This window comes from Massilia sp. Masssp94 (assembly GCF_059491305.1).
Genome location: NZ_CP168501.1, coordinates 4,987,459 through 5,008,499, shown reverse-complemented (window position 1 = coordinate 5,008,499; position 21,041 = coordinate 4,987,459). Strand labels below are relative to the sequence as shown.

18 protein-coding genes are annotated in these 21,041 nt (G+C 67.7%); 4 read left to right on the top strand and 14 right to left on the bottom strand.

Annotation, left to right across the window (positions count from 1 at the left end):
• Window positions 1–121 precede the first annotated feature (121 nt).
• The 3 genes from ACEN9G_RS22210 to ACEN9G_RS22200 form a co-directional block, all read right to left on the bottom strand.
• On the bottom strand, window positions 122–451 hold the full coding sequence (locus ACEN9G_RS22210) for a KGG domain-containing protein (protein ID WP_413337362.1): 330 nt from the start codon (window positions 449–451) through the stop codon (window positions 122–124).
• A gap of 168 nt (window positions 452–619) precedes the next feature.
• Window positions 620–1,234, bottom strand: coding sequence for a tetratricopeptide repeat protein (locus tag ACEN9G_RS22205; RefSeq protein WP_413337363.1), 615 nt, complete (start codon window positions 1,232–1,234; stop codon window positions 620–622).
• Window positions 1,235–1,296: 62 nt separating this feature from the next.
• The gene (locus ACEN9G_RS22200; RefSeq protein ID WP_056137030.1) at window positions 1,297–2,070 is read right to left on the bottom strand and encodes a GIN domain-containing protein; all 774 of its coding nucleotides are present in this window, start codon (window positions 2,068–2,070) and stop codon (window positions 1,297–1,299) included.
• A gap of 304 nt (window positions 2,071–2,374) precedes the next feature.
• Between ACEN9G_RS22200 and ACEN9G_RS22195 the strand changes: the two genes are divergently transcribed.
• Window positions 2,375–3,727: a M16 family metallopeptidase gene (locus ACEN9G_RS22195; RefSeq protein ID WP_413337364.1), complete on the top strand. Its 1,353-nt coding sequence runs from the start codon at window positions 2,375–2,377 to the stop codon at window positions 3,725–3,727.
• An 11-nt stretch (window positions 3,728–3,738) separates the two neighbouring features.
• The gene (locus ACEN9G_RS22190; protein ID WP_483126981.1) at window positions 3,739–5,157 is read left to right on the top strand and encodes a M16 family metallopeptidase; all 1,419 of its coding nucleotides are present in this window, start codon (window positions 3,739–3,741) and stop codon (window positions 5,155–5,157) included.
• 39 nt (window positions 5,158–5,196) lie between these two features.
• Here ACEN9G_RS22190 and ACEN9G_RS22185 read toward each other — a convergent pair whose 3' ends face one another.
• The 7 genes from ACEN9G_RS22185 to ACEN9G_RS22155 form a co-directional block, all read right to left on the bottom strand.
• Complete coding sequence (locus ACEN9G_RS22185) at window positions 5,197–5,385, bottom strand: hypothetical protein (RefSeq protein ID WP_075796307.1); 189 nt, start codon at window positions 5,383–5,385, stop codon at window positions 5,197–5,199.
• Between the two features lie 171 nt (window positions 5,386–5,556).
• A complete protein-coding gene (locus ACEN9G_RS22180; RefSeq protein ID WP_483126980.1) occupies window positions 5,557–7,449 on the bottom strand; it encodes a hybrid sensor histidine kinase/response regulator in 1,893 nt (630 codons plus the stop codon).
• 10 nt (window positions 7,450–7,459) lie between these two features.
• Window positions 7,460–8,797, bottom strand: coding sequence for a sensor histidine kinase (locus ACEN9G_RS22175; RefSeq protein ID WP_413344571.1), 1,338 nt, complete (start codon window positions 8,795–8,797; stop codon window positions 7,460–7,462).
• Window positions 8,794–9,822, bottom strand: coding sequence for a SpoIIE family protein phosphatase (locus tag ACEN9G_RS22170; protein WP_483126979.1), 1,029 nt, complete (start codon window positions 9,820–9,822; stop codon window positions 8,794–8,796). The genes ACEN9G_RS22175 and ACEN9G_RS22170 overlap by 4 nt, the downstream gene beginning before the upstream one ends.
• Window positions 9,810–10,277 (bottom strand): anti-sigma regulatory factor, encoded by a 468-nt coding sequence (locus ACEN9G_RS22165; RefSeq protein WP_413344485.1) that lies wholly within the window; start codon window positions 10,275–10,277, stop codon window positions 9,810–9,812. The genes ACEN9G_RS22170 and ACEN9G_RS22165 overlap by 13 nt, the downstream gene beginning before the upstream one ends.
• Window positions 10,277–10,633 carry an STAS domain-containing protein gene (locus tag ACEN9G_RS22160; RefSeq protein ID WP_036230674.1) on the bottom strand — a complete coding sequence of 119 codons (357 nt, stop codon included), beginning with the start codon at window positions 10,631–10,633 and terminating at the stop codon, window positions 10,277–10,279. Before ACEN9G_RS22160 ends, ACEN9G_RS22165 begins: the two co-directional genes overlap by 1 nt.
• A gap of 9 nt (window positions 10,634–10,642) precedes the next feature.
• A complete protein-coding gene (locus ACEN9G_RS22155; protein ID WP_413344483.1) occupies window positions 10,643–11,512 on the bottom strand; it encodes an STAS domain-containing protein in 870 nt (289 codons plus the stop codon).
• A gap of 337 nt (window positions 11,513–11,849) precedes the next feature.
• Between ACEN9G_RS22155 and ACEN9G_RS22150 the strand changes: the two genes are divergently transcribed.
• On the top strand, window positions 11,850–12,521 hold the full coding sequence (locus ACEN9G_RS22150; RefSeq protein ID WP_413344481.1) for a response regulator transcription factor: 672 nt from the start codon (window positions 11,850–11,852) through the stop codon (window positions 12,519–12,521).
• On the opposite strand, the gene ACEN9G_RS22145 is transcribed toward ACEN9G_RS22150, so the two are convergent.
• From ACEN9G_RS22145 to ACEN9G_RS22130, 4 genes are all read right to left on the bottom strand, one after another.
• Complete coding sequence (locus tag ACEN9G_RS22145; RefSeq protein ID WP_413344480.1) at window positions 12,522–13,055, bottom strand: RNA polymerase sigma factor; 534 nt, start codon at window positions 13,053–13,055, stop codon at window positions 12,522–12,524.
• Between the two features lie 107 nt (window positions 13,056–13,162).
• Complete coding sequence (locus tag ACEN9G_RS22140; protein WP_483126976.1) at window positions 13,163–13,627, bottom strand: toxin co-regulated pilus biosynthesis Q family protein; 465 nt, start codon at window positions 13,625–13,627, stop codon at window positions 13,163–13,165.
• An 87-nt stretch (window positions 13,628–13,714) separates the two neighbouring features.
• Window positions 13,715–17,866, bottom strand: coding sequence for a hypothetical protein (locus ACEN9G_RS22135; RefSeq protein ID WP_483126975.1), 4,152 nt, complete (start codon window positions 17,864–17,866; stop codon window positions 13,715–13,717).
• A 30-nt stretch (window positions 17,867–17,896) separates the two neighbouring features.
• Complete coding sequence (locus ACEN9G_RS22130) at window positions 17,897–20,491, bottom strand: hypothetical protein (RefSeq protein ID WP_495605453.1); 2,595 nt, start codon at window positions 20,489–20,491, stop codon at window positions 17,897–17,899.
• Between ACEN9G_RS22130 and ACEN9G_RS22125 the strand changes: the two genes are divergently transcribed.
• Complete coding sequence (locus ACEN9G_RS22125) at window positions 20,427–21,032, top strand: hypothetical protein (RefSeq protein WP_495605452.1); 606 nt, start codon at window positions 20,427–20,429, stop codon at window positions 21,030–21,032. The genes ACEN9G_RS22130 and ACEN9G_RS22125 overlap by 65 nt on opposite strands.
• Window positions 21,033–21,041 lie beyond the last annotated feature (9 nt).

Sequence of the window (21,041 nt, the reverse complement as noted above, 5' to 3'; positions counted from 1 at the left end):
GCCAGCCTCGAAGGGCTGGCGGTGTCGGGAACGTCATGGGTGCGATACAGAACGGCCGGGCAGCATGCGAGCTCACCGGCGACGCCAGTGCACGCGGCCTGCCCGCCGCGTCCGGGTCACATCACTTCTTGTCGTTCTTGTGGCTCTGCGAGCCGGCCTTGGCGTGCTGCTCCGGCGTGCCGCCGCGGGTGCTGTTGCCGCTTTGCTGGCTGCCGCCACCGCCCTGGTTCTGCTGGCTGCCGCCGTCGTTCTTGTGGCTCATCGAGCCGGCACGGCGTGCCTCTTCCGACGTGAACTCGTGGGCGTTGCCCGAGGCGTGCGCAGCCTTGCCGCCTTCCGAGGCGATTTCACGCTGCTTCTGCGGGTCCATCGATGCGAAACCGCGGTTGCTGGTGTCGCCGCTCTGGTTGTTGCCCTTGTTGCCGCCTTGATTGTTGCCTTGGTTTGCCATGATTGCCTCCAATGGTTGAGTTGTCGTAAAGCTCATGAAAACTGCTTCAGAGGTCCTCATCGTAGCCCCGAGAAGGCGAGCGGAACACCAAGGTTTGGCCATGCGCGCGTAGGACGATGCCTCATACCCGGGTCGGCATCGTCCTTACATTTGAGGGCAACAGAAAGTTCAGGAACCGCCGTTGCCCGTGTGCGATTGCGTCGGCAGCGGCGTGCCCGGTTTCCAGTTGCGCGACATCGATTGCGCTTCGTCGATCTGTTCCTGGCTCATTTGCTTGACGAGCGAAGCGCGCTGCTCGATGGCATTGCGGTGGCCGTTGGCGGCCGCCAGGTTGCACAGCATGTAGGCGATGACGAGGTCCTGCGGCATGCCCGCCACGTGGTAGCGGTACATCAGGGCGAGCGCGTGCTGGGCATCCGGATGGCCCTGCTCGGCGGCCTTGCGGAACCACTGCACGGCCAGTTTCTGGTCCTGGGGCACGGCATTGCCCGTGTAGTACATGGCGCCGATCACGTATTGCGCGTCGGCCTTGCCCTGCACGGCCGCCTTGTAGTGCCAGGCGAACGCCTGCTTGTAGTCGCGCGGCACGCCGCGGCCCATGTAGTACATCAGGCCCAGCAAATGCTCCGCGTCCGCGTTGCCAGCCTTGGCAAGCGGCGTGATTTCCTTCAGGGCCAGCGCATAGTTGCGGGCATTGTAGGCATTGGCGCCCTCCGCGAGGCCCGCCATCGCACTACCGTGCAGGCCCAGCGCGAACAGGATCGCAACGGTCAGTTTTCTCATCGTCTCGTTCGGATTCGTGAGGCCTCGCCTCTTTGTTCTTTTGTTTCGAGATAAATCTTCTTTTACTTCCAGCTCACTTTCCCCAGCCCGTCGACCGCGACCTTGCGGTTCTGGGGCTTCCCGTACACCGTGACGGAACCCATGCCGGACAAATTCAGGTTCGCGTTCTGGCGCGCCGTCACGCGCGCGTTGCCGAGGCCGGACAGGTCGATGTCGACGGAGTCCGCGTTACACTGCTGCGCGTCGAGGTTGCCCAGACCGCCCAGGTCGGCCTTCAGCCATTTCGCGCGTCCTGCCAGCGAGATGTAGCCCGCACCCTGCAGGTTCAGTTCGACGCCCTCCCCGTTCAGGCCCTGCATCTCCATGCTGCCGATGCCGCCCAGGCTGGCCCGCACGAGGCGGTAGCTGCCCGCGATCTTCATCGAGCCGGCGCCGTCCAGGGTCAGTTCCAGCTCGTCGCCGGAAAAGCCGGAAATATCCGTCGTCCCGAGGCTTTCGGACGTCACCGCCCGTAGGGCCGGCAACACCAGTTCCGCATGGAGCGAGCCGGTGCGTACGTGGCCGCGGATGTCCGTATCGATGTTCAGCGTATCGCCGTTCTGCGACGTCATCGTGCGCTCCAGGTAGCGCGATTCGCCCTTGAGCGTCAGGGCCGGCGTGGCACCCTGGCGGATCTTCAGGTCGACGGCGCCGTCGACCTTGACCCGTACGACGCGGGCATCGACGGGCCGCGTTTCGGTCGCGAGGTCCGGGGCGGCATGCGCGAGCCCAAGGACGAACAACTGCGCGACACACAGGGCGGCACCGACGGGGGCGAGCGAGAAAATCCTGTTCATCCGATTCTCCGAATTCCTGTTTTTGTTTTGTAAGGGTTGGTGTTTATGGAAAACAGGATAAACGGACGGCCCCGCCCGGCCCAGCGAATTGCGACGAACTGCAAAAATGACCACCTGAGCGACACCGGGGGCGGGCTGGCATGCATGGGCGAGCCGGTCATTATCGCGCGCCGGGCCGCCTTCAAATGTCACCGTTTGTCACCGTTTGTCATCGATGTATGTATCAACATTTCATGCCGGCCCTGCATTTGTTGCGTTAAGATAAATTCGATGCCCTGCCCCATAACTTCATAAAAGGTGATCAATGCGCCTGCGCTACCTGCCCGCCCTGCTGGCCGGCGTGTCGCTCTCGCTGACCGCGGCTGCCGCGACCAGCGACCAGTGGACCCTGCCGGTCAACGTCAAGAAGCTCGACAACGGCCTGACGGTCGTCGTCTCCGAAGACCATAGTTCGCCGACCGTCGGCGTGTCCGTCGTGTACCACGTCGGCATGCGCCTGGAGCCGCGCAACCGCACCGGCTTCGCCCACCTGTTCGAGCACCTGATGTTCCAGGGCACGCCGAATGCGCCGAAGGGCGTGTTCGACCGCGCCATCACGGGCGGCGGCGGCAACAACAACGGCTCCACGCGTCCCGACTTCACGAACTACATCGAGACGGCGCCCGTGTCGTCGCTCGAGCCGATCCTGTGGCTCGAGGCGGACCGCATGAAGACCCTCGACTTCAACCCGGCCACCCTGAAGAACCAGCAGGACGTGGTCAAGGAAGAGATCCGCGTGAACGTCAAGAACAAGCCGTACGGCGGCTTCTTCTGGCTCGACATCAGCCAGCTCGCGTTCCAGAAATGGGAGAACAACCACGACGGCTACGGCAGCTTCGAAGACCTCGAAGGCGCGAACCTCGACGACGTGCGCGCCTTCCACCGCGACTACTACGGCCCGAACAACGCCGTGCTGGCGATCGCCGGCGACGTCACGCCCGCGCAGGCCTTCGCGCTCGCGCAGAAGTACTTCGGCGGCATCGCGGCCCGCCCCGTGCCGAAAGGCTCCGACTTCACGGAAGGCCTGAACACACAGGAAAAACGCATCGAGCAAAGCGACGCGCTGGCGCAGGTGCCGGCCGTCGCCGTCGGCTGGAAAGTGCCGCCGCAGGGCAGCGCGGACCAGGCGCCGATGGCCGTGCTGTCCGAACTGCTGGCGGGCGGCGACGCGTCGCTGTTCTACCTGAATCTCGTCAAGGGCCGCGAGATCGCGCTGAACGTCCAGGGCGGCTTCGGCCTCACCGGTCCGTTCGAATACGGCGGCCCCACCCTGTTCACCGTGTTCGGCCTGTACAAGCCGAACAGCAGCGCCGACGCGATGCTGGCCGCGATGGACGCGCAGATCGCGAAAGTGGTCAAGGACGGCGTCGACGCCGCCACGCTGAAGCGCGTGAAGACCCGCATGCTCGCGGACTGGAACAACGACCTGGAAAACATCCTGTCGCGCGCCGACACGCTCGCCAAGCTGCAGACGCTGTGGGGCGACGCCAACGTCGTCAACAAGGTGCCCGGCTGGATCGAGGGCGTGACGTCCGCCGACCTGCAGCGCGTGGCCGCCACGTATTTGACGAAGGCGAACCGCACCGTCATCGACCGCAAACCGGCAGTCAAGAAATGAGGAGCGCCCCGATGAAACAACTGATGCTGACGATGATCGTGGGTGCCTTGTTCGCCCACTCGGCCCAGGCCGCGGACGTGCCGAAAGAAACGATGCCGGCCGCGATGCCGGCCTACGCAAAAGACAAACCGCTGCCCGTGCCGCACATCGGCAAGAAGACCTTGTCGAATGGCCTGCAGGTGTGGATCGTGCCGCGCACCGGCATCCCGCGCGTGGACATGGTGCTGGCCGTGCGCGACGCGGGCTTCGCCGCCGACGATGCGAAACACCCGGGCTTCGCCGAACTGCTGGCCGGCCTGCTGAATGAAGGCACGGCGAAACGCGACTCGCGCGCGATCGCGGAAGCGGCCCAGGGCATGGGCGGCTCCGTGGCCGCCGGCGCCGGCGCGGACGGCATCGCGGTCCAGGCCAGCGCGCTCGCGTCGCAGGCCGGGCCGATGATGCAGCTGCTGGCCGAAGTCGCGCGCACGCCATCCTTCCCCGAGAATGAAGTGGCGCTGGCCAAGGCCAACGCGCTGCAAAGCCTGCGCGTCTCGGAGACGCAGCCGCGCTTCCGCGCCGAACGCGCGATCAGCCGCGCGATCTACGGCGACCACCCGTACGGCCACATGACGCCGACGGCCGAAGCGATCGAATCGACCACGCAGGACCTGCTGCGCGCCGAGCACGCGAAGCGCTTCCGTCCGGAGCGCGCGCTGCTCGTGATCACGGGCCGCATCAAGGAAGCGGATGCCTTGAAACTCGCGCAGAAGGCGTTCGGCGACTGGAAGGCAAGCGGCCCGGCGTCAGCCGAGGTGCCGAAGGCCCCGGCCACGGCAAAACCCGTACGCCTGCTGCTGGAACGGGGCGGCAGCGTGCAGTCGACACTGCGCCTCGGTAGCCCGGGCATCGCCGCGACGGCTTCCGACCAGATTCCGCTGCGCCTGGCCAGCACGATCCTGGGCGGCGGCTTTTCGAGCCGCGTGAACATCAACCTGCGCGAGGAGAAGGGTTACACCTACGGCGCCTCGGCCGGCGCGCGCCTGCTGCGCGAAGGCGGCGGCATCGTCGGCGGCGCGGACGTGCGCAACGAAGTCACGGGCGCCGCGTTGACCGAGTACTTCAACGAGTACAAGCGCATCGGCGCCGACCTCGTCCCGGCGGACGAGATGAAGATGCACAAGCGCTATGTGGCGGGCGGCTACCTGCTGAGCAACCAGATGCAGCGCGCCGTGGCGAACACCCTGTCCAGCAACTGGCTCGTGGGCTTGCCGGCCGAGTTCCTGGGCCAGTACGTGCCGCTGATCGAAAAGGTCACGCCGGAACAGGTGCGCGACGTGGCGAAGAAGTACTTCGCGCCGGAGAACCAGTCCATCGTCGTGGTGGGCGATTCGAAGGCCGTCGGCGAGCAGTTGAAGGCGTTCGGGGACTTTACGGTCAGCGACAAGTGACCGTTCCCGCTCTACGCTAAAAGCCTCCCCCGGGAGGCTTTATTTTTTCGCGGACTGTTTGGAACCGCCGCTCGACGACTGCTTGGTCTCGCCGTGCTCCGCGCGCTGCTTGTTCACGATGCGCGACGCGACCTCTTCCTCGCGGCCGGGATAACGGTGTTCCTTCTTGAATTCCGTCTCGAGCTTCTTGTATTCGCGCTCGCGTTTCGGGCTCGCTCCCTTCGGCATGATGGCCTCCATCGGTAAGTGGATGGCGCCAGATTAGGCCGATGACGTGCGGATGTACGTGCGCTGACGCACGTTGAACGCGTGGGCTCGGGTTGCCCACCCTACCGCTGACGCACGTTGAACTGCCGCGCATCCGTAGGGTGGGCACCCTGTGCCCACGCGGAACGCAAATCAGCCTTGCAACGCTTTTTCGAGGTCTTCCAGCTCGGCAGGCTTGACGAGGTGCGCATCGAACCCCGCCTCCTGCGCCTTGCGCCGGTCTTCCGGCGAACCGTAGCCGGTATGCGCGACGAGGCGGGTCGAGGCCAGCTGCGGATGCCGCTTGAGCATGCGCGCCAGTTCGTAGCCGTCCACGCCCGGCAGGCCGATGTCGAGCACGATCACGTCCGGCCGCAGCTCCAGCGCCATCTGCACGAGGTTGCCGGCATCCGCCGTCGTGTGCGCCTCGTAGCCCATCTCGGCCAGCAGGAAGGCCATCATCTCCATCGCGTCGACGTTGTCGTCGACGAGCAGGATCTTGCGGCCGCCCGACGCCGGCGCCGGTGCGCTGGACGGTGCCTCGGCCGCCTGCGCGCCCTGCTCCGCCGTGCGCAGCACCGGCAGCTCGACGGTGAACGTGGAGCCGAGGCCGATGCCGGGGCTCGTGGCGGACAGCCGGCCGCCGTGCATCTCGAGCAGGCGCGAGACGAGCGACAGGCCAATGCCGAGGCCTTCCGGTGCGCGGTCCGGCGGGACGGCCGCCTGCGCGAACATGCCGAAGATGCGCGACAGGTTGTCCTCGGCGATGCCGATGCCGTTGTCCCGCACGGCGATGCGCACGACGGCGTCGGCGAGCGTCACCTCGACCCTGATCCTGCCGCCCTTGGGCGTGAACTTGGCCGCATTGTGCAGCAGGTTGCCCATCGATTGCGCGAGGCGCACCGGGTCGCCCCGCAGCCAGATCTGGCGGTCCGGCTGGACGACGTCCAGCTTGTGCTCGCGCGCCGCGATCAGGGGACCGGCCGTTTCGACCGCCTGGGCGATCACGCCTTTCAGCTCGACCTCTTCCTGGCGCAGGACGATCTTGCCCTCCGAGATGCGCGCCACGTCGAGCAGGTCGTCGACGAGGTGGGCGAGATGGTCGACCTGGCGCGTGATGACGTCGCGCGCGCGCGCCTGGTGCTCGTTGGCGCCGTTGCCGGACGCGCCCAGCAGCGCCGCCGCATTGCGGATCGGCGACAGCGGATTGCGCAGCTCGTGCGCGAGCGTCGCGAGGAATTCGTTCTTGTTGGCGTCGGCCGCGCGCAGCAGCGCTTCCATCTCCTTGCGGCGCGTGATGTCGCTCGTCACGCGCGCCACGCGATACACCTCGTCGCGCCGGTCGCGCACGGGGAACAGGCGGTCGCGCACCCAGCGCGGCGAGCCGTCCGGCATCATCACGCGAAATTCGGCTTCGTAGTGCGGTGCGGCCTGCAGCGCATCCCACAGCGACGCGACGTAGGCGCGGTCGTCCGGATGCACGGCCGCGAGCCAGCTGTCCGGCTCGCGCTCCAGCGTGTCGATGGGGCGGCCCCAGATCGTCGCGTACGCGGGGCTCACGTATTCGAGCGCGCGCGCCGGCACGGAGAACATCCAGAACACGTCCTCGATGTTGTCGGTGAGCTGGCGGAAGCGTTCCTCGCTGTCGCGCAACGCGCTCTGGGTCTGGCGCATGCGCAGCAGCGCGTTGACGTTGGCGACCAGTTCGTCGGCCTCGATCGGCGCGGCGAGATAGTTGTCGGCGCCACCCTCCAGGCCGCGGATCTTGTCGGCGCGGCCCGTCAGCGCGGCCGACGTCTGCAGCACGAGGACCATCGCGCTGTCCGGGTCGGCCTTGATGCGGCGGCACACCTCGATGCCGTTGATGTCCGGGAGCTTCACGTCGAGCAGCACGAGCGCGACGCCGCCGCGCTTTACGACATTGAGCGCATCGGTGCCGTTGCTCGCCTCGACGACGTCGAAGCCGGCGCTCTGCAGGATGCGCGTCTTGGCGTAGCGGGCGCCGTCGTTGTCGTCGACGTTGAGGATCAAGGTCGGGGTAGTCATGTTGCGTTCCTCAGGTTCCAGCGTTGCGCTGCACAGTTTGGGCCGGGAAGAAGCGCGGCAGCACGAGGCTGAAGGTGGAGCCGACGCCGGGCTGGCTGACCACGTCCACGCGGCCGCCGAGTAGATCCGCCAGCTTGCGGCACAGGGGCAGGCCGAGCCCCGTGCCCTTGCTCTGCCGCTGCAGCGGGTGTTCGATCTGGCTGAACTCTTCGAAGATCAGTTGCAGGTTGTCCGGGCTGATGCCGATCCCGGTATCGGCTACCGCGAACGTGATCGTGTCGGCCCCCCGGTCATGGAAGGCCGACACGCGCACCGCGCCCTGCTCGGTGAATTTCAGGGCGTTCGAAATGAAATTGCGCAGGACCTGCGAGATCTTGCCCTCGTCCGAATCGAATGCCTCGACATAGTCGCACGGTTCGAAGATCAGGTCGACCCGCGCCTCGTCGACGAGCGGACGGAGCATGCCCTTGAGCGCGCGGAACAGGTTGTCCACGACGATGGGCGCCACCACCACCTCGACGCGGCCCGCCTCGATCTTGGCCAGGTCGAGCAGGTCGTTGACGAGTTCCGACAGGTCGGCCGCGGCGGCCTCGATGAAGCGCACCTGGCGCTCCTGTTCCGGCGTCAGGTCGCCGTCCATGCGGTCCAGCAGCAGCTTGGCCAGCGCGCGGATCGACGACAGCGGCGTACGCAGTTCGTGGCTCGTGTTCGACAGGAAGCGCGACTTCATCTCGTCGGCGCGGCGCAAACGCTCGGCCTTGTCCTCGATCTCGGCGTACAGCGCGACGATGCCGCGGTTCGTGTCTTCCAGTTCGCGCGTCAGCGACAGCAGGTCTTCCTGGCGCTCGCGCAGTTCCGCCAGCGTGGCGACCAGTTCGCGGTTCTGCAGCTCCAGTTCGTTGTACGTGTTCGCGACGGGGCTGTCCTTGGCCAGCTGCGCCGCGACCTCGGCCAGGCGCGCATTGTCGATCCACAGCTGCGGCGGCAGCGCCTTGCGCATCGTGATCACGCCGGCGCCCTGCTCGTCCCGCGCGACGTCGCACTCGTCCATCAGGCGGTGCGCGGTGACGACGGCATCGTCCGGCAAGCTGCCTTGCGCGCCCTTGCCGCCGCTGATCGTCACCTCGAGCGACTGGCGCCGGCCCGCCTCGCGGATCAGGAACGCGGCGCGGCCGCCAAATCCGGCCTGGCAGGCGCCGCGCGCCACTTCCGAGACGGCGGTGGCGATGCGTACCTGGTCCTGCTGCGAAAACCCGAGCAGGTGCGAGACCTGGCGCGCGCGCTGGCGCACGAGCACGACGTCCTGCTCGGCGTCGAGGCCCACGGCCAGGATGCGCTGCACGTTCATGACGTTCTCCGGCGCGCGACCAGCACCATCGCGTCGTCGCGGCGGCGGATGAAGTCGCGCATCAGCACGGCCGCCACGAGCGCGGGCGCGTGCACGTGGAGGCCCGGATAGGCGCCGAGGTCCCACTGGGTCTGGATGCCGTCCGAGGCCAGCACGCACAGCGCGCCGGGCGGGAACGGCGCGGTGAATTCCTGCACCTTGCGCATGTTGTGCCCCACGATGCCGTTGTGCGACACGAGCGCGCGGCGCGCCGCGCCGTCGAACACGACGGCGGCCACGTTGCCGATGCCGGCGCAACGGATGTCGCCGCCGCTGTAGTCGATCCTTGCCACGGACATCGCGGCACCGCGCGTGATGCGCAGCAGTTCGTGCGCCGTGTGCAGCACTTCGGAAGGCAGAGCGGCCGGACGCTTTTGCAGCGCCTGGATGGCGCCGGCGGCGGCCTTTGCCGCTTCCGGCCCGTGACCGAGTCCATCCACGCCCAGCAGGGTCGCGCCATCGAGATCGCAGGTGACGCCCCAGCCGTCGCCGCTCTCGTCCTCGCCGGCGAGCGGCATGCACAGCGCGCCCACTTCGATGCCACATGGTTCGGGTGGCGCGGCGCCCTGCCAGATGCGCATGAAGAAGGCGCTGCCGCGGCCGTGCTGGGTCCACGCGTCGAATTCATCGGCCTGGCGGCGCAGCGCACCGAGGCCCGTGCCCGCCGTGCCGGCCGTCGAGACGCCGTCGCGCAGCGCGAAGTCGATGTCGGCGATGCCGGGCCCGTTGTCGACGGCGACGACGTCCACGCCCGGCATCGCGACGCCGGACTGCGTACGCATGATGCTGATCGTCCCTTCGCCCGCGTGCTTGAGGATGTTGGTGGCCGCTTCCGTGATGATGATCGCGAGGCGGCCGGCCTTGACGTCGTCGAAGCCGAGCGTATCCGCCAGCTTCTGCCCGGCGCGGCGCGCGGCCGAGACGTCGCTGGCGTGGGTGATGGCGAAGTTGAGCTGCGGCGACAGCGAACTGATCAGCGTTTCCATTTGACGACCGACACCGCAGTGCCCTCTCCCGCGCGGGAATCGATGCCGAATTCGTCGACGAGGCGTTTCGAACCGCCGAGGCCGAGCCCCAGGCCGCCGCCCGTCGTGTAGCCGTCGCGCAGCGCCATCTCGAGGTCGGGGATGCCCGGTCCGTTATCGATGAAGATCAGGCCGACGCCCTTGCGGAATCCGTCCGTCAGCGCATCGAGGTAGACCATGCCGCCGCCGCCATACTTGATCGTGTTGCGCGCCAGCTCGCTGGCCGCCGTCACGAGCTTGGTCTGGTCGACGAGCGACAGCGCGATCGCGACGGCCCGCTCGCGCACGTGCTTGCGCAGCGCGACGACGTCCTCGTCCGACCGCAGCGGCAGCGCCGTGCGGTCAAGGCGGTCCTGGCGGTGCCGCTCGAGCAGTTCGGACTCGAAGACCACCGGGTTGTTGAGAGCAGCGCTCATCAAAAATTAGTCTTTCCCAACAGGGCCATGCCCTTCTCGACGTTGAGTGCCGTCTTCACGCCGTGCAGCGTGAGACCCAGTTCGACCAGCGTGATCGCGACGGCCGGCTGCATGCCGACCACCACGGTCTGCGCATCGAGCACGCGCGCCATCGCGGCCGTGTTGCTGATCATGCGGCCGATGAACGAGTCCACCAGGTCGAGGGCGGAGATGTCGATCAGGACGCCCTTGGCGCGGTCGCGCACGATGCGTTCGGTGAGGTCGTCCTGCAGGGTCATCGCCAGGCGGTCGTGCATGTCGACCTGGATCGTCACCAGCAACAGGTCGCCCATGCGGAGAATCGGGATGCGTTCCATGCGCGGTCCTCAGGCGTGGGCGGTGCGCTTGATGACGGACGTGCCGGTGCGCTCGAGCGCGACGAGGAACGCGTCCGCCAGCGTGGCCTTGGTCACGACGTCTTCCAGATTCACGCCCAGGTGCACGATGGTCTGCGCGATCTGCGGACGGATGCCGCTGATGATGCAGTCGGCGCCCATCAGGCGCGCGGCAGCGATCGTTTTCATGAGGTGCTGCGCGACGAGCGTGTCGACGGTCGGCACGCCGGTGATGTCGATGATGGCGATCGAGGCGCCCGTATCGACGATCTTCTGCAGGATGTTCTCCATCACCACCTGGGTGCGCGCCGAATCGAGCGTGCCGATCAGCGGCAGCGCGAGGATGCCTTCCCACAGTTTGACGACGGGCGTCGACAATTCCAGCAATTCCTGCTGCTGGCGCACGATGATCTGGTCGCGCGCGCGCTGGAACACTTCGATGGTGTACAGGCCCATCTGGTCGAGCAGCGAGCTGATGGTCCACGAGGCCGATGCGAGCGCGGCCGGGTCGCCCGCGAAGCCCTGGTTCAGGCGCGTGAACAGCGGCTGCTTCAGCGAGAACACGAAGGTCGCCGTCTCGCTCGGGGTCGAGCCGTTCCTGGCGCGGATCGACGAGATCTCGCTCAGGATGTCGCGCACTTCGTCCCACGAACGGTGGTCCATGTTCTGCAGTTCGCCGCCGCGCGTGGCCTGGGCGAACGCGGCCAGGAATTGCTGGCAATGCTTGCGCAGCTGGTCTTTCGAGACGACGCTCGACCGCACCGTCAGCGCTTCCAGCTGCTCGATCCACTCCGAGCCGATGTCGGCCTGATGATCCTGGATGAGCTGGCTGATGCGGTTCGCGTAGTCCTGGGTCGTCATCTGTATTCCTTTTTTGGAGTGAAAGGTTGTGCCGTTTGGACCAGTTTGCGGCCCCGGCAGTTCTGTCAAATGACCGACTATACCATCCATTTCCTTGATGACACGGCACGATTGACAACGTGGATTTCCCCTATCGTCCGGCTCCGGCAGAGATTATTCAACAGGACAAAATAACCGTTTGCAATTATGATACCCATCATTCACGTCGACCTCGCCATCCGGCACGCATCAAGCGGCGTCGCCCCTACCGAACAATCGGGCTCAGTTAAAGATGCGAATGAATATTGCATGTTTGATAACTAACACATCCGTCCTGAAAGTCGTCCGTGCCGCATTCATGCAAGCCGGTGCCGAATGCACGCACTTCACGTCCGAAGTCGTCCTGTTTCGTGCCCTGCTGCGGCAAAAATTCGACCTGATCTTCATCGACCTGGACGCCGCGCCCACGCCGGACGACGCCATCGTGTCCTGGCTTAACTGCCGTTCCGGCAACGATACGCCGGTTCTCGCCATGTCGCCCGTACGCGACGCCCACATGACCGCACTGGTGCTCAATGCGGGCGCCGACGACCTGCTGGTCAGGCCGTTCGAACCGGTCGAATTGCTGGCGCGGGCCCATGCGCTGGTGCGCCGCAGTAATCCGCGCGGCGCGCGCCGCCGCATCGAACTGGCCGGTTTTTCGCTCGACCGCGAGAGCAGCAAATTCGCCTACCTCGGCACGCCGATCATGTTGACGTCGCGCGAGTTCGGCCTGGCGTGGATGTTTTTTTCGTCGCCCGGCGTGTACATCTCGCGCGAGACCATCGGCACGTCGATCTGGAGTTCCGACAGCGAGGTCGCCGGTCGCACGATCGAGCAGCACGTGTACAAATTGCGCAAGAAGCTGCAGCTGGGTGCCGAACGCGGCGTCAGCATCCGCACCGCGTACGGCCAGGGGTATCGGCTGGAACTGTCGGCGCAACACGCCGCCGCCGTCCCGGACGAATCCGCCCCGGACCTGCCGGAATAATCAGCGGCCGCATCCGGCGCGCACGGCGGCCCGGACGCGCGACACGCGCGAGCGGACGGTGCCCACCGGAATGTCCATTTCACAGGCCGCCTCTTCATACGTCGAGCCCCCGTCGAGCACCGCTTCGAACGTCGTGCGGATCCGGGCGGGCAGCGCATTCAGCATCGCGTCGACCATCGCCGCCGTCTGGCGCCACTCCAGCAGCACGGCCGGGTCGCCATGGGCATCGGCCACCTGTTCCAGCGCCGCTTCGTCGAGCGCGTCGTGGGCCTGCGCGCAGTTGCGGCGCACCTGGTGCCGCGCCAGGTTCAGGGCGATGCCGAACAGCCAGGTCGACGGCTTGGAGAGCCCGGCAAAACGGTCCGCGCAGCGCAGCGCCTCGATGAAGGTCTGCTGGACGACATCTTCCGCGTCCTCGGGATTGCGCATGTAGCGCTGGACGAAGCGCAGCAGATGACGGTGATGCGTGCGGAACAGTTGGTCCATGTCCAGTGCCTGCGGTACGCCGGCGGCGCCATTCGACTCCATCGTCATGTTTGATCTCCAGTAACGTTGCGATGGATCAAACATATCAGTGGAATTCGCGCAAAAAGCCAATCCTTGAGCATTGCTGAGACATTGAGAATTGTTGAGCTTTCGCGTTACCTGGCGACGATGCGCAGCACGCGGTTGCCGTCGTAGAAAATCGCCTTCATGGGCGTGTCGGCGGTCGCCATGCTCCTGGCGACCGCCTCCACCGCGTCGGTGAACTTGCCCTTGATCCCGGTGCGCGCCGTCACCGCGTAATCGATCGGCAGCTCCCACACCAGCTGCCAGCCCGCCGCCTCGGCCCAGCGCGTCAACGCGGCCTTCAGCGTCCTGTCGGCCGGCGTGACCTCCCAGACGGGCACGGCCGCGGGACGCGCGGGCACGGCGTCAGCCTCGGCGTCGTCGCAGTCGTCGTCGTCCAACGTCTGCGGCCTGATCGGGGTGGTCGAAAAGAACGCGCCGGCGGCCGGCGCGGGACCCGCGGCGCGTGCTCCGCCGGCGGCCAGGCACAGCACGGCGCCGATGACGAAAGCGGCCAGGGTGCCGCGGGCGTACGATGAGTGAATTACCGGATGCATGATGGTTTCCTTGGTCGTGGTGACGGGGTGACGGACTCATGATGAGTTGCGCCACGCCGCATCCGGTTCGCCCGTGCGCCGCTTATTTCACGCGGCGCCGCCGGCGTTGGCGCCCCGCTCCCTGGCCTGCGCGCGCACTTCCGCCAGGCTCTCCCTGACGATGGCCGCCTGGAAGTCCGTCAACGGGGTGCCGACTTCGCGCACCTCGACCAGGCGGTCGGCGGTGGGCTGCAAGGTCGCGGTGCGGGTATCGGGGATCGGATCCTCGGTCATGCCCTTGGTTTCCCGGCGCCGGAACACGAGGGGATTCTTCCAGTCGAACTGCGTGACCTTGTTGTTCATGTCCCCGGCCGCGACCAGGTACTTGACCGACTGGTCGCGCTCCCCCTCGAACATCTCGGCATCGACGGCGCGCATCACCGCCGCCATCCCGTGGTGCCCCGCCGCCTCGGCATTGGCGATGGCCGCTTCGATGCCGCGGTGCGCCCACTGCTGCTTCGATTCCAGCTTCACCGAGAAACGGTCGGTCTTGTTTTCCATGAGGGCGCGGACGAAGTTCATCAGCACTTCCCCGCACATCTTCGCGACTTCCTTGTCGACCATCTCCTTCCTGACCCCGTCGACCGTGGTGCCGGCCAGCTTTTCCACCAGCGACGCGTGCAGGTGCTGCTTGACCGCCAGCTCGGCGGCCAGGGCCGCCGCCTCGGCTTCCGGCAACGGCTCCTCCTGGATCTCGGCGTGCGGATCGCTGCCGGCCAGGCGGCGCTGCAGCACCGCGATCTCGGCCTGCAACTGGTCGACGTCCTGCCGGCGTTCCGCCAGCTTCGCGGCGGCGGGCCCGGCCAGCTTCGCCATGAGCTGGTCGCGAAACCCCTTGTCGACGACTTCCTGGACGCGGTTGCTGACCGACGGCAAGGCTTCGAGCAGCACATCCATCGCCTTGTTCATGTCGCGGCTGTAATCGCCGTATTCCGACTTGTACGCCTTCAGCTTGTCGGTGCCGACCGGCTTCTTGTCCTTGTATTCCCTGCCGCCGACGTTCGCCGTGAGCGAGCCCGTCGCCCCGGCCTGCACCGGCACGGAGAGCAGCTTCTTGCCGTCGGTGATGCCGGTCTTCTTCTTCGTCTCGGCGGTGGTATGGCGGGTGTTGATGCCGAAGAAGACGTCCGTGGTCAGCGTCTTCTTGACGGTATCGTAGAATTCGCGCGCCTTTTGCTGGTTGACCGACGCCATCTTGTCCTCGCTGACCGCGAACTTCACGGTCGCGCCGGCGCCGGTGCGCACCGGGTCGTTCGTCTTTTTCGGCGTGGCGCCGAATTTCTCCTTGTTGTACTTGAGCGCCACGCGGCCCGGCGTGAGCGCGGTTTCATTGCTGACGGTCGTGTATTGGCGCACCTCGTCGTCGATCGTGAAGGGGGAATCGAGCTTGTCGCACAACGCTTCGTACGCCGAGCCGTATTGCTGGTACTCCGGCTTTTGCGGATCCCAGTCGACGAGGATGTCGACGGCCTTCTTGAGCTGCGTACGCGCTTCGTCGAGGTCGCGCAGGCCCTTGACCGGCTCGATCGAGAACTTCAGCACCACTGCGGGGTCGGTACGCAGCTTCTCCTCCTTCTTCCAGCTCAAGCCGGGGAAGCGTACGTCGAGGCTGGTCTTCTTGAGCGCTTTTTCCGCGTGCGCACTCAGGATCTCGGGCGCCATCGACGCGCCCAGACTGGTGCTGACCGCTTTTTCCTTCATGCGCCCAAGGGTCAGCTGCACGCAGTCGTTATTGGCCTGCACGTTGACGATGGTGCCGGAGCTCTTCGACGTCCCGAACGTGGCGCTCAGGCTGGCGAACGGTATCGGCAGGATGAGCGGGATGGCCAGCTTGAACTGCTTCCCGTTGATGGTGTCGGTGCGGTCGCCCAGCGACGTGCGGTCGATCGCGTCGTGCAGGAACGTGCGGATCTGCTCCGGCCCCGCCAGCGCCTCGCCCTTGGCCAGACGGACCAGGTTGCCCAGCGACGCCAGCCGGTGCATGGGTTCGCCCCGCTCCGCTTCGGGCAGGACGGCCTTGACCGCGTCCTGCAGCAATTCCAGCGCACTGTGCCCCTGCTGCAGGTTGCGCAGCAGCGGCGCATCGGCGCGCGCCACCGAGATGTGCGATCCGGCGGCCTCCAGGATGGCTTTCTTGTCCTTGCCCTTCAGGGAATTGGACCAGATCTCGCTGCCGGCATTGAACGTGCCTTCCTTCCCCGTCAGCTTGCGCTTGGCCGCGGTCAGGAGCTTTTCCGACCCGCGGTGCTTTTCCATGTAGTCGCACAGCGCCACCAGCAGCTTGGCATTGCCCTGCTGGGCGAGGGTCGCGTCGGGCCTGGCCAGCGCCGCCTCGGCGATCCCCTTGAAGTCGTGCAGCACCTGCTTGAACTGCGTCCGGACTTCTTGCGTCACCTCGCCGCGCCCCTTGGCGTCGAACTGCTGGTGGACCTGGTTGACCACGGTGCTCGGCAACGCCATCTGCGTCTTGAAGCCTTCGAACGTCTGCACCACGTGCCGCAGGTTGTCGTGGTGCCACACGGCACTCTTGACCATGGCCCAGTCGCGCCGCTCGGGCGTGCCCACGGCCGGCTTCTCGCCGGTGGCCAGCTCGGTGCGCATGCTCTTCATCGCCGACAGCATGCGCGCCTTGTGCGCCGGGTCGCCGTTGGGTTCGGCCGACAGGCGCTGGTGCTCCTGCGTGCAGCGGAAGAACGTCTGCACGTCGCGCCAGTCGACCCTGGCGGCGCGGTGCTCCGGGTTGGCGGCCAGCAGCGAATTGACGGCATCGGGCAGCTGGTGCGCGCCCATTTGCCAGATCGCCACGAGATCCTGCTCCTGCTGCGTGGCCGGCGTGCCTTCGCTCAGGTGCGCGACGGCGGCGCCGATGACCTGGTGCACGCTCTCGTTGGCCAGCGACCGGTACACGTCGATGCAGCGGGCCGGATCCCCGCCGGTCGCCTTTTCCGCCATGTCGACGATGTGCATCAGCTGCATCGGCGCCAGTTCCGCGTCCTTGTGCAGCGTGTCGCCCGCCGTCTGGCGCAGCTTGCCGGCGAGCGCGCCGAGCACCTCCCGCGTTTCCGTACGCTGCGCCGGCGTCATCCCGGCCAGCGCCGGCAGGTGCGCGACCAGGTCGTCCATGCAGGTCTGCTGCATGGTGCCGACCCGCTCCTTCAGGGCCGGCGTGGTGTCGGCGAGCAGCTGGCCGGCGATCGCGAACTTGGCACCGAGGTCTTCCAGCTTGCCGGCTTCGGCCTGCCAGTGCCGCGCTTCCGCCGGCAGCGGCTTCGTGCCGGGAAGCTCGTAGGCGCGGCCCGCGGTCAGGTCGCGCACGCGGCGGCCCACCAGCGCGTCGCGCAGGGCCGCGCGGTCCTCGCCCAGCTCGGCCCCCGGCGGGCTGCGGCTCTCCAGCTTGGCCTGGGCGATCTCCAGCGCCGCCTCGCCTTCCAGGTACTTGGCGGGCAATTCCAGCTGGCGGGCCAGGATGGGCATCATCAGGGCCATGCCCTTGGCGCGGCCCTGGTCGCTCACGTGGTCGTTGAGGGTCCGGTAGCCGTGAAAGAACTTTTGCACGGACGCGCCGATCAGGTCGGTGCGCGCGGTCTCGTAGGCCGTCTTCGTCGCTTCACCGGGCTCGGCCGTGAACGCTTCCAGCGCCTGGTCGGCCGCCGCGCGCACGTTGTCGAGGGAGTCGGCGGCGATGTCGCGCTGCGCGGCGCTGCGCTGGGCCAGCGGCGTCTTTGCCTGCCCGCGCAGTTCGGCCAGTTCGCCCTTGAGCCGGGCGACGGTGGCGTGGATGGGCGAATCGGACGGCGCCGTATCGGCGATCCCATTGGCCGCGCCCAGGCGCGCTTCCAGCGCGGCGATCTGGCCGGCGACGGGTTCCGTGCGCGCCATGACCTCGCGCGCCACGTCCGGCAGGCGCGTCTGGTTGCGCTGCTCGGCGCGCGCCAGCATCGTGTCCAGGCTCTTCGCGCCGGTCTTGCCGAGCTGTTCCGGCGGCAGGTCGTACTTGCGCCAGTTCGCGGTGATTTTCTTCTTGTCGCCGTTGAACTTCCACGTATTCTCCGTGCCCTTCGTCCCGAACACGCTCAGGCCGATGGTGCCGCCCAGCTTGCTGATCTTGACCTTGTTGCGCGGCGCGATCGTCTGTGCCGACGGCAGGCCGCCCGGCTGGGCGGCAAGGCTCGCCGTGGTTGGTGATTTAATCCTGGTCATCCTGGTCTCCCCATGTGGTGCAATCGGTTCTTACTGCCCGGCCGGCGGCGCCGGACGTTCGGCGCGCAGCACGCTCAACTGGTGCGGATGCGAGACCTCCGACACTTGCTGGCCGGCCACCATGAAGTTCGGTCCAACCGCGCGCGACTGGCCGGTGATTTCCAGCGAATAGAAGAAGCGTTTGTCCCAGCTCTGGTCCGATTCGAGCAGGGCGCTGATCTGCGCGTTGCGCGCGGCGATCTGCGCCGCCTGGTCCGGGTCCGGCTGCGCGTGCGGCGCCACGACCGCGTCGCGCAGTTCGCGCAGCACGTTGATCTGGCGCGCCGCATCCGGACGCAGCCACACCCGCTCGGCAAACAGCTGGTTGCCCGCCGTCGCGTCGTGCTCCACGCGGGCCAGGTAATTGTCGATCGGCTCGGCCGGATCGGGCGCATCGGGCGGCTGGTTGGGATAGACCTGGTCCCAGGCGGCCCGGCGGCTGTCGACGTAGCGCTTCATCTCCTTCATGCTGGTGAAGGTCGTGTCGCGGTAGCTCAGCGCCGGGTCGATGTGCCCGTCCTCCTCGGCGATGCGCCATACCGAGCCGATTTCCGAATGCAGGATGGTGGTGCTGAAGCCGATGATCGACGCGCTCGGCAGCACGACCGACTTGACGTGCCCGGTCTCCCCGGAAAAGTCGCCCAGCGGCGGGGCGCCGGCGACCAGCGTGGCACCGACGCCGACCTGGCGCGAGCTCGAGCTGGCGGCATATTCGGCGCGCAACGGTCCCGGTGTTTCCTGTCTGCGCAGGCGGGTCGACCACGTCTTGCTGGCGCTGACCTGGGCATTCGGCCCCACCTTGTAGTCGTTGTGCTGGTAGCGCGCGCCCGCCGACGCGCCGACCGAACTCGATACCGAGGTGCCGCTCGAGTCGAGCCAGTTGAGCGACACGTCGGGGTCCTTGTAGAAGGTATGCGACAGCGCGTCCCACATGGCGTTGACGTCGGTCGGCAACCCACCGCTCGGGCCGCTCGCGGTGGCGGCATCGACCACGGACAGCAGCTTGGCGCGCCACGGATCGGGATGGCCGGCCGGCGCCGGGCCGATCGGCTGGAAGCGGCAGCGCACCATCACCCCTTTCGGGCTGGACGTGTCGACCATGAACGGCAGCGCCTGCAGCGTGCCGCTGACGCTCAGGCGCTTGCCCAGCAGGTTGACGCCGGCGGTGGCGGAAGCGCCCAGATGGCCGGAGAGCCGCCGGTCGCTGCCGATGAACAGCTGCCCGTGGTTGGCCGACGAGCCGCCGTTGATCATCGCCATGCGGCCGCGCATCAGCCTGGCGTCCGGACCGGCCAGCACGAAGGGAAGGACCGGGAGGTGCTTGATCCCCGGGAGGTTCAGCGCTTCCTGCACATTGAAGTTGATGCCGTACTGGCCGCCGTTGGTCAGCCGCACGTCGTACGTCATGCGCGGCTCGGTGATCACACGCCTGAAGTTCTGGAGCACGGTGTGCGGCGTGGAGGTGTCGAGCGGCACTTCCCCATCGTGCTCCAGCGTGGCGAGTCGATCGGCACCGGCGCGCAAGGCGGCCTCTTCCGTGTCGCCCGGCTCGCACTGCCCGATCCACTGGCGCAGGGTGGCCACGTCGAGCTGCGCGCCGCCGCGCGGACGCAGCACGGAACGGGTGCCCTTGAGCTCCCGATAGGTGGGACTGAATTTGACCTCGCTCACGCTGACGCCGGCCAGCTCGGCGGCGCGCGCGGCGATGCGCTTGCGCATGGCGGGCGTGACGGTGGTCTTGTCGCGCCAGCCCTTCTGCGCGATGCGCGTGTGCCACTGCTCGAGCGCGGCGCCCTTGAGCGCGGCGCTGATGCGTCCGTCCAGCGGGGCCGTGCCGCGCGCCTGCGCCCGTTCCCTCAGCACCTCGCCCAGGTCCTGGATGACGTCGGCCTTGAGGAAGTCCTCGTCCGGCTGGCGCAGGCTGGCCCCGCCGGTGCCCATCGAGAGCGCCGACATGGGCGACTTGTTGAAGCCGAACGTGCGCCGCAGGGCCGCCAGCATGCCGGGATTGCTGGCGCGCCGGGCATAGCGCGACAGCTTGAACATGCGCGCCTGGGCCCGCGCCAGCGGAGTGCCCGGGCCCTCTTCGGTGAAGCCGCAGCGCCACGAGAAATAGGCGTTCTTGAGATGGCGTTCGGGCTCGGCTTGCGGGCTCGCCGCCAGCTGCTGCGCGGCCAGGAAGGCCTTGGCCGCCAGGCTGACGTTGCCCTTCATCGGCGCCGGCGGCGCCTGCGACGGCGTGCCGTGCGGCCGGTCGTGCGATGCCAACGCCGCGACGGCGAGCTCGCGGACCTCGGCCAGGCTGGCCGGACGCGGCGCGCCCTCGGGCAAGGCATCGATCAGGGCGTTGGCGGCCGTGAAGGCCAGGCGCTGGGCGTCGTTGCGCATGGCCGTGTTGAGCGCGCCGTCGTCGGGGGGCGGGCGGTCCAGCGAACACAGGGCGTTCAGCGTCGAATGGCCGAGCGCCGTGGCGGACAGCCGGCGCGCCAGCTCGAACGCGCCATGCTCGACGGCCAGCGGGTTGGCGGCGGCGACCGAGGCCGTCCAGCGCGCCGCGCGCGGCGGCCGCGTCGTTGCCGAAGGCACGGGACAGGCGCCGCAGCACCAGTTCCTGGCGCCCGGCCGCTTCGGCCGCCACGTCGGCACCGGCATCCGCCGGCGCGGCCAGGTAGAGGCGCAGGTCGGCCGCGATCTGGGCCGGCAGCACATGGCTGGCGCCCAGGCCGGCGCGATTGAACAGGCGCGCGGCCAGCGCCTCGGTGCCGCCCGGTTCGACGATGGGCGCGTCCGGCGCGACCCGGGCCGGGCCGGTCCGGGACGCGCCGCCGACGGTCTGGGCGACGTTGCGCCCGTGCCGCAGGGCGGCCGCCTGGGTGGTGGCCCGCGGGTCCGGCTTGTGCGCCTCCTCGGGCGCGAGGCCGAGCTTGGCGCGCGCGGTCATGGGGCGCGCCTTGGTGACACTGCCGAGCAGGGAGCTCGACGTGGTCATCGGGCGCGGGGCAAGCGTGCGCTTGATGGCCGCGATCCAGCCGTCGTTCTGGCGGGTGCGCGAGGGCCGGGTCGGCTCCTGCCGCGCGGGCTGCGCCGGCGTCGCGTTCGGGTCGGCGATCTCATGGATGTCGGATGAGCTGGCGCC

Coding starts and splice junctions, on each gene's coding strand:
- ACEN9G_RS22210 (WP_413337362.1), bottom strand. CDS start 451: ATGGCAAACCAAGGCAACAATCAAGGCGGCAACAAGGGCAACAACCAG.
- ACEN9G_RS22205 (WP_413337363.1), bottom strand. CDS start 1,234: ATGAGAAAACTGACCGTTGCGATCCTGTTCGCGCTGGGCCTGCACGGT.
- ACEN9G_RS22200 (WP_056137030.1), bottom strand. CDS start 2,070: ATGAACAGGATTTTCTCGCTCGCCCCCGTCGGTGCCGCCCTGTGTGTC.
- ACEN9G_RS22195 (WP_413337364.1), top strand. CDS start 2,375: ATGCGCCTGCGCTACCTGCCCGCCCTGCTGGCCGGCGTGTCGCTCTCG.
- ACEN9G_RS22190 (WP_483126981.1), top strand. CDS start 3,739: ATGAAACAACTGATGCTGACGATGATCGTGGGTGCCTTGTTCGCCCAC.
- ACEN9G_RS22185 (WP_075796307.1), bottom strand. CDS start 5,385: ATGCCGAAGGGAGCGAGCCCGAAACGCGAGCGCGAATACAAGAAGCTC.
- ACEN9G_RS22180 (WP_483126980.1), bottom strand. CDS start 7,449: ATGACTACCCCGACCTTGATCCTCAACGTCGACGACAACGACGGCGCC.
- ACEN9G_RS22175 (WP_413344571.1), bottom strand. CDS start 8,797: ATGAACGTGCAGCGCATCCTGGCCGTGGGCCTCGACGCCGAGCAGGAC.
- ACEN9G_RS22170 (WP_483126979.1), bottom strand. CDS start 9,822: ATGGAAACGCTGATCAGTTCGCTGTCGCCGCAGCTCAACTTCGCCATC.
- ACEN9G_RS22165 (WP_413344485.1), bottom strand. CDS start 10,277: ATGAGCGCTGCTCTCAACAACCCGGTGGTCTTCGAGTCCGAACTGCTC.
- ACEN9G_RS22160 (WP_036230674.1), bottom strand. CDS start 10,633: ATGGAACGCATCCCGATTCTCCGCATGGGCGACCTGTTGCTGGTGACG.
- ACEN9G_RS22155 (WP_413344483.1), bottom strand. CDS start 11,512: ATGACGACCCAGGACTACGCGAACCGCATCAGCCAGCTCATCCAGGAT.
- ACEN9G_RS22150 (WP_413344481.1), top strand. CDS start 11,850: ATGCAAGCCGGTGCCGAATGCACGCACTTCACGTCCGAAGTCGTCCTG.
- ACEN9G_RS22145 (WP_413344480.1), bottom strand. CDS start 13,055: ATGACGATGGAGTCGAATGGCGCCGCCGGCGTACCGCAGGCACTGGAC.
- ACEN9G_RS22140 (WP_483126976.1), bottom strand. CDS start 13,627: ATGCATCCGGTAATTCACTCATCGTACGCCCGCGGCACCCTGGCCGCT.
- ACEN9G_RS22135 (WP_483126975.1), bottom strand. CDS start 17,866: ATGACCAGGATTAAATCACCAACCACGGCGAGCCTTGCCGCCCAGCCG.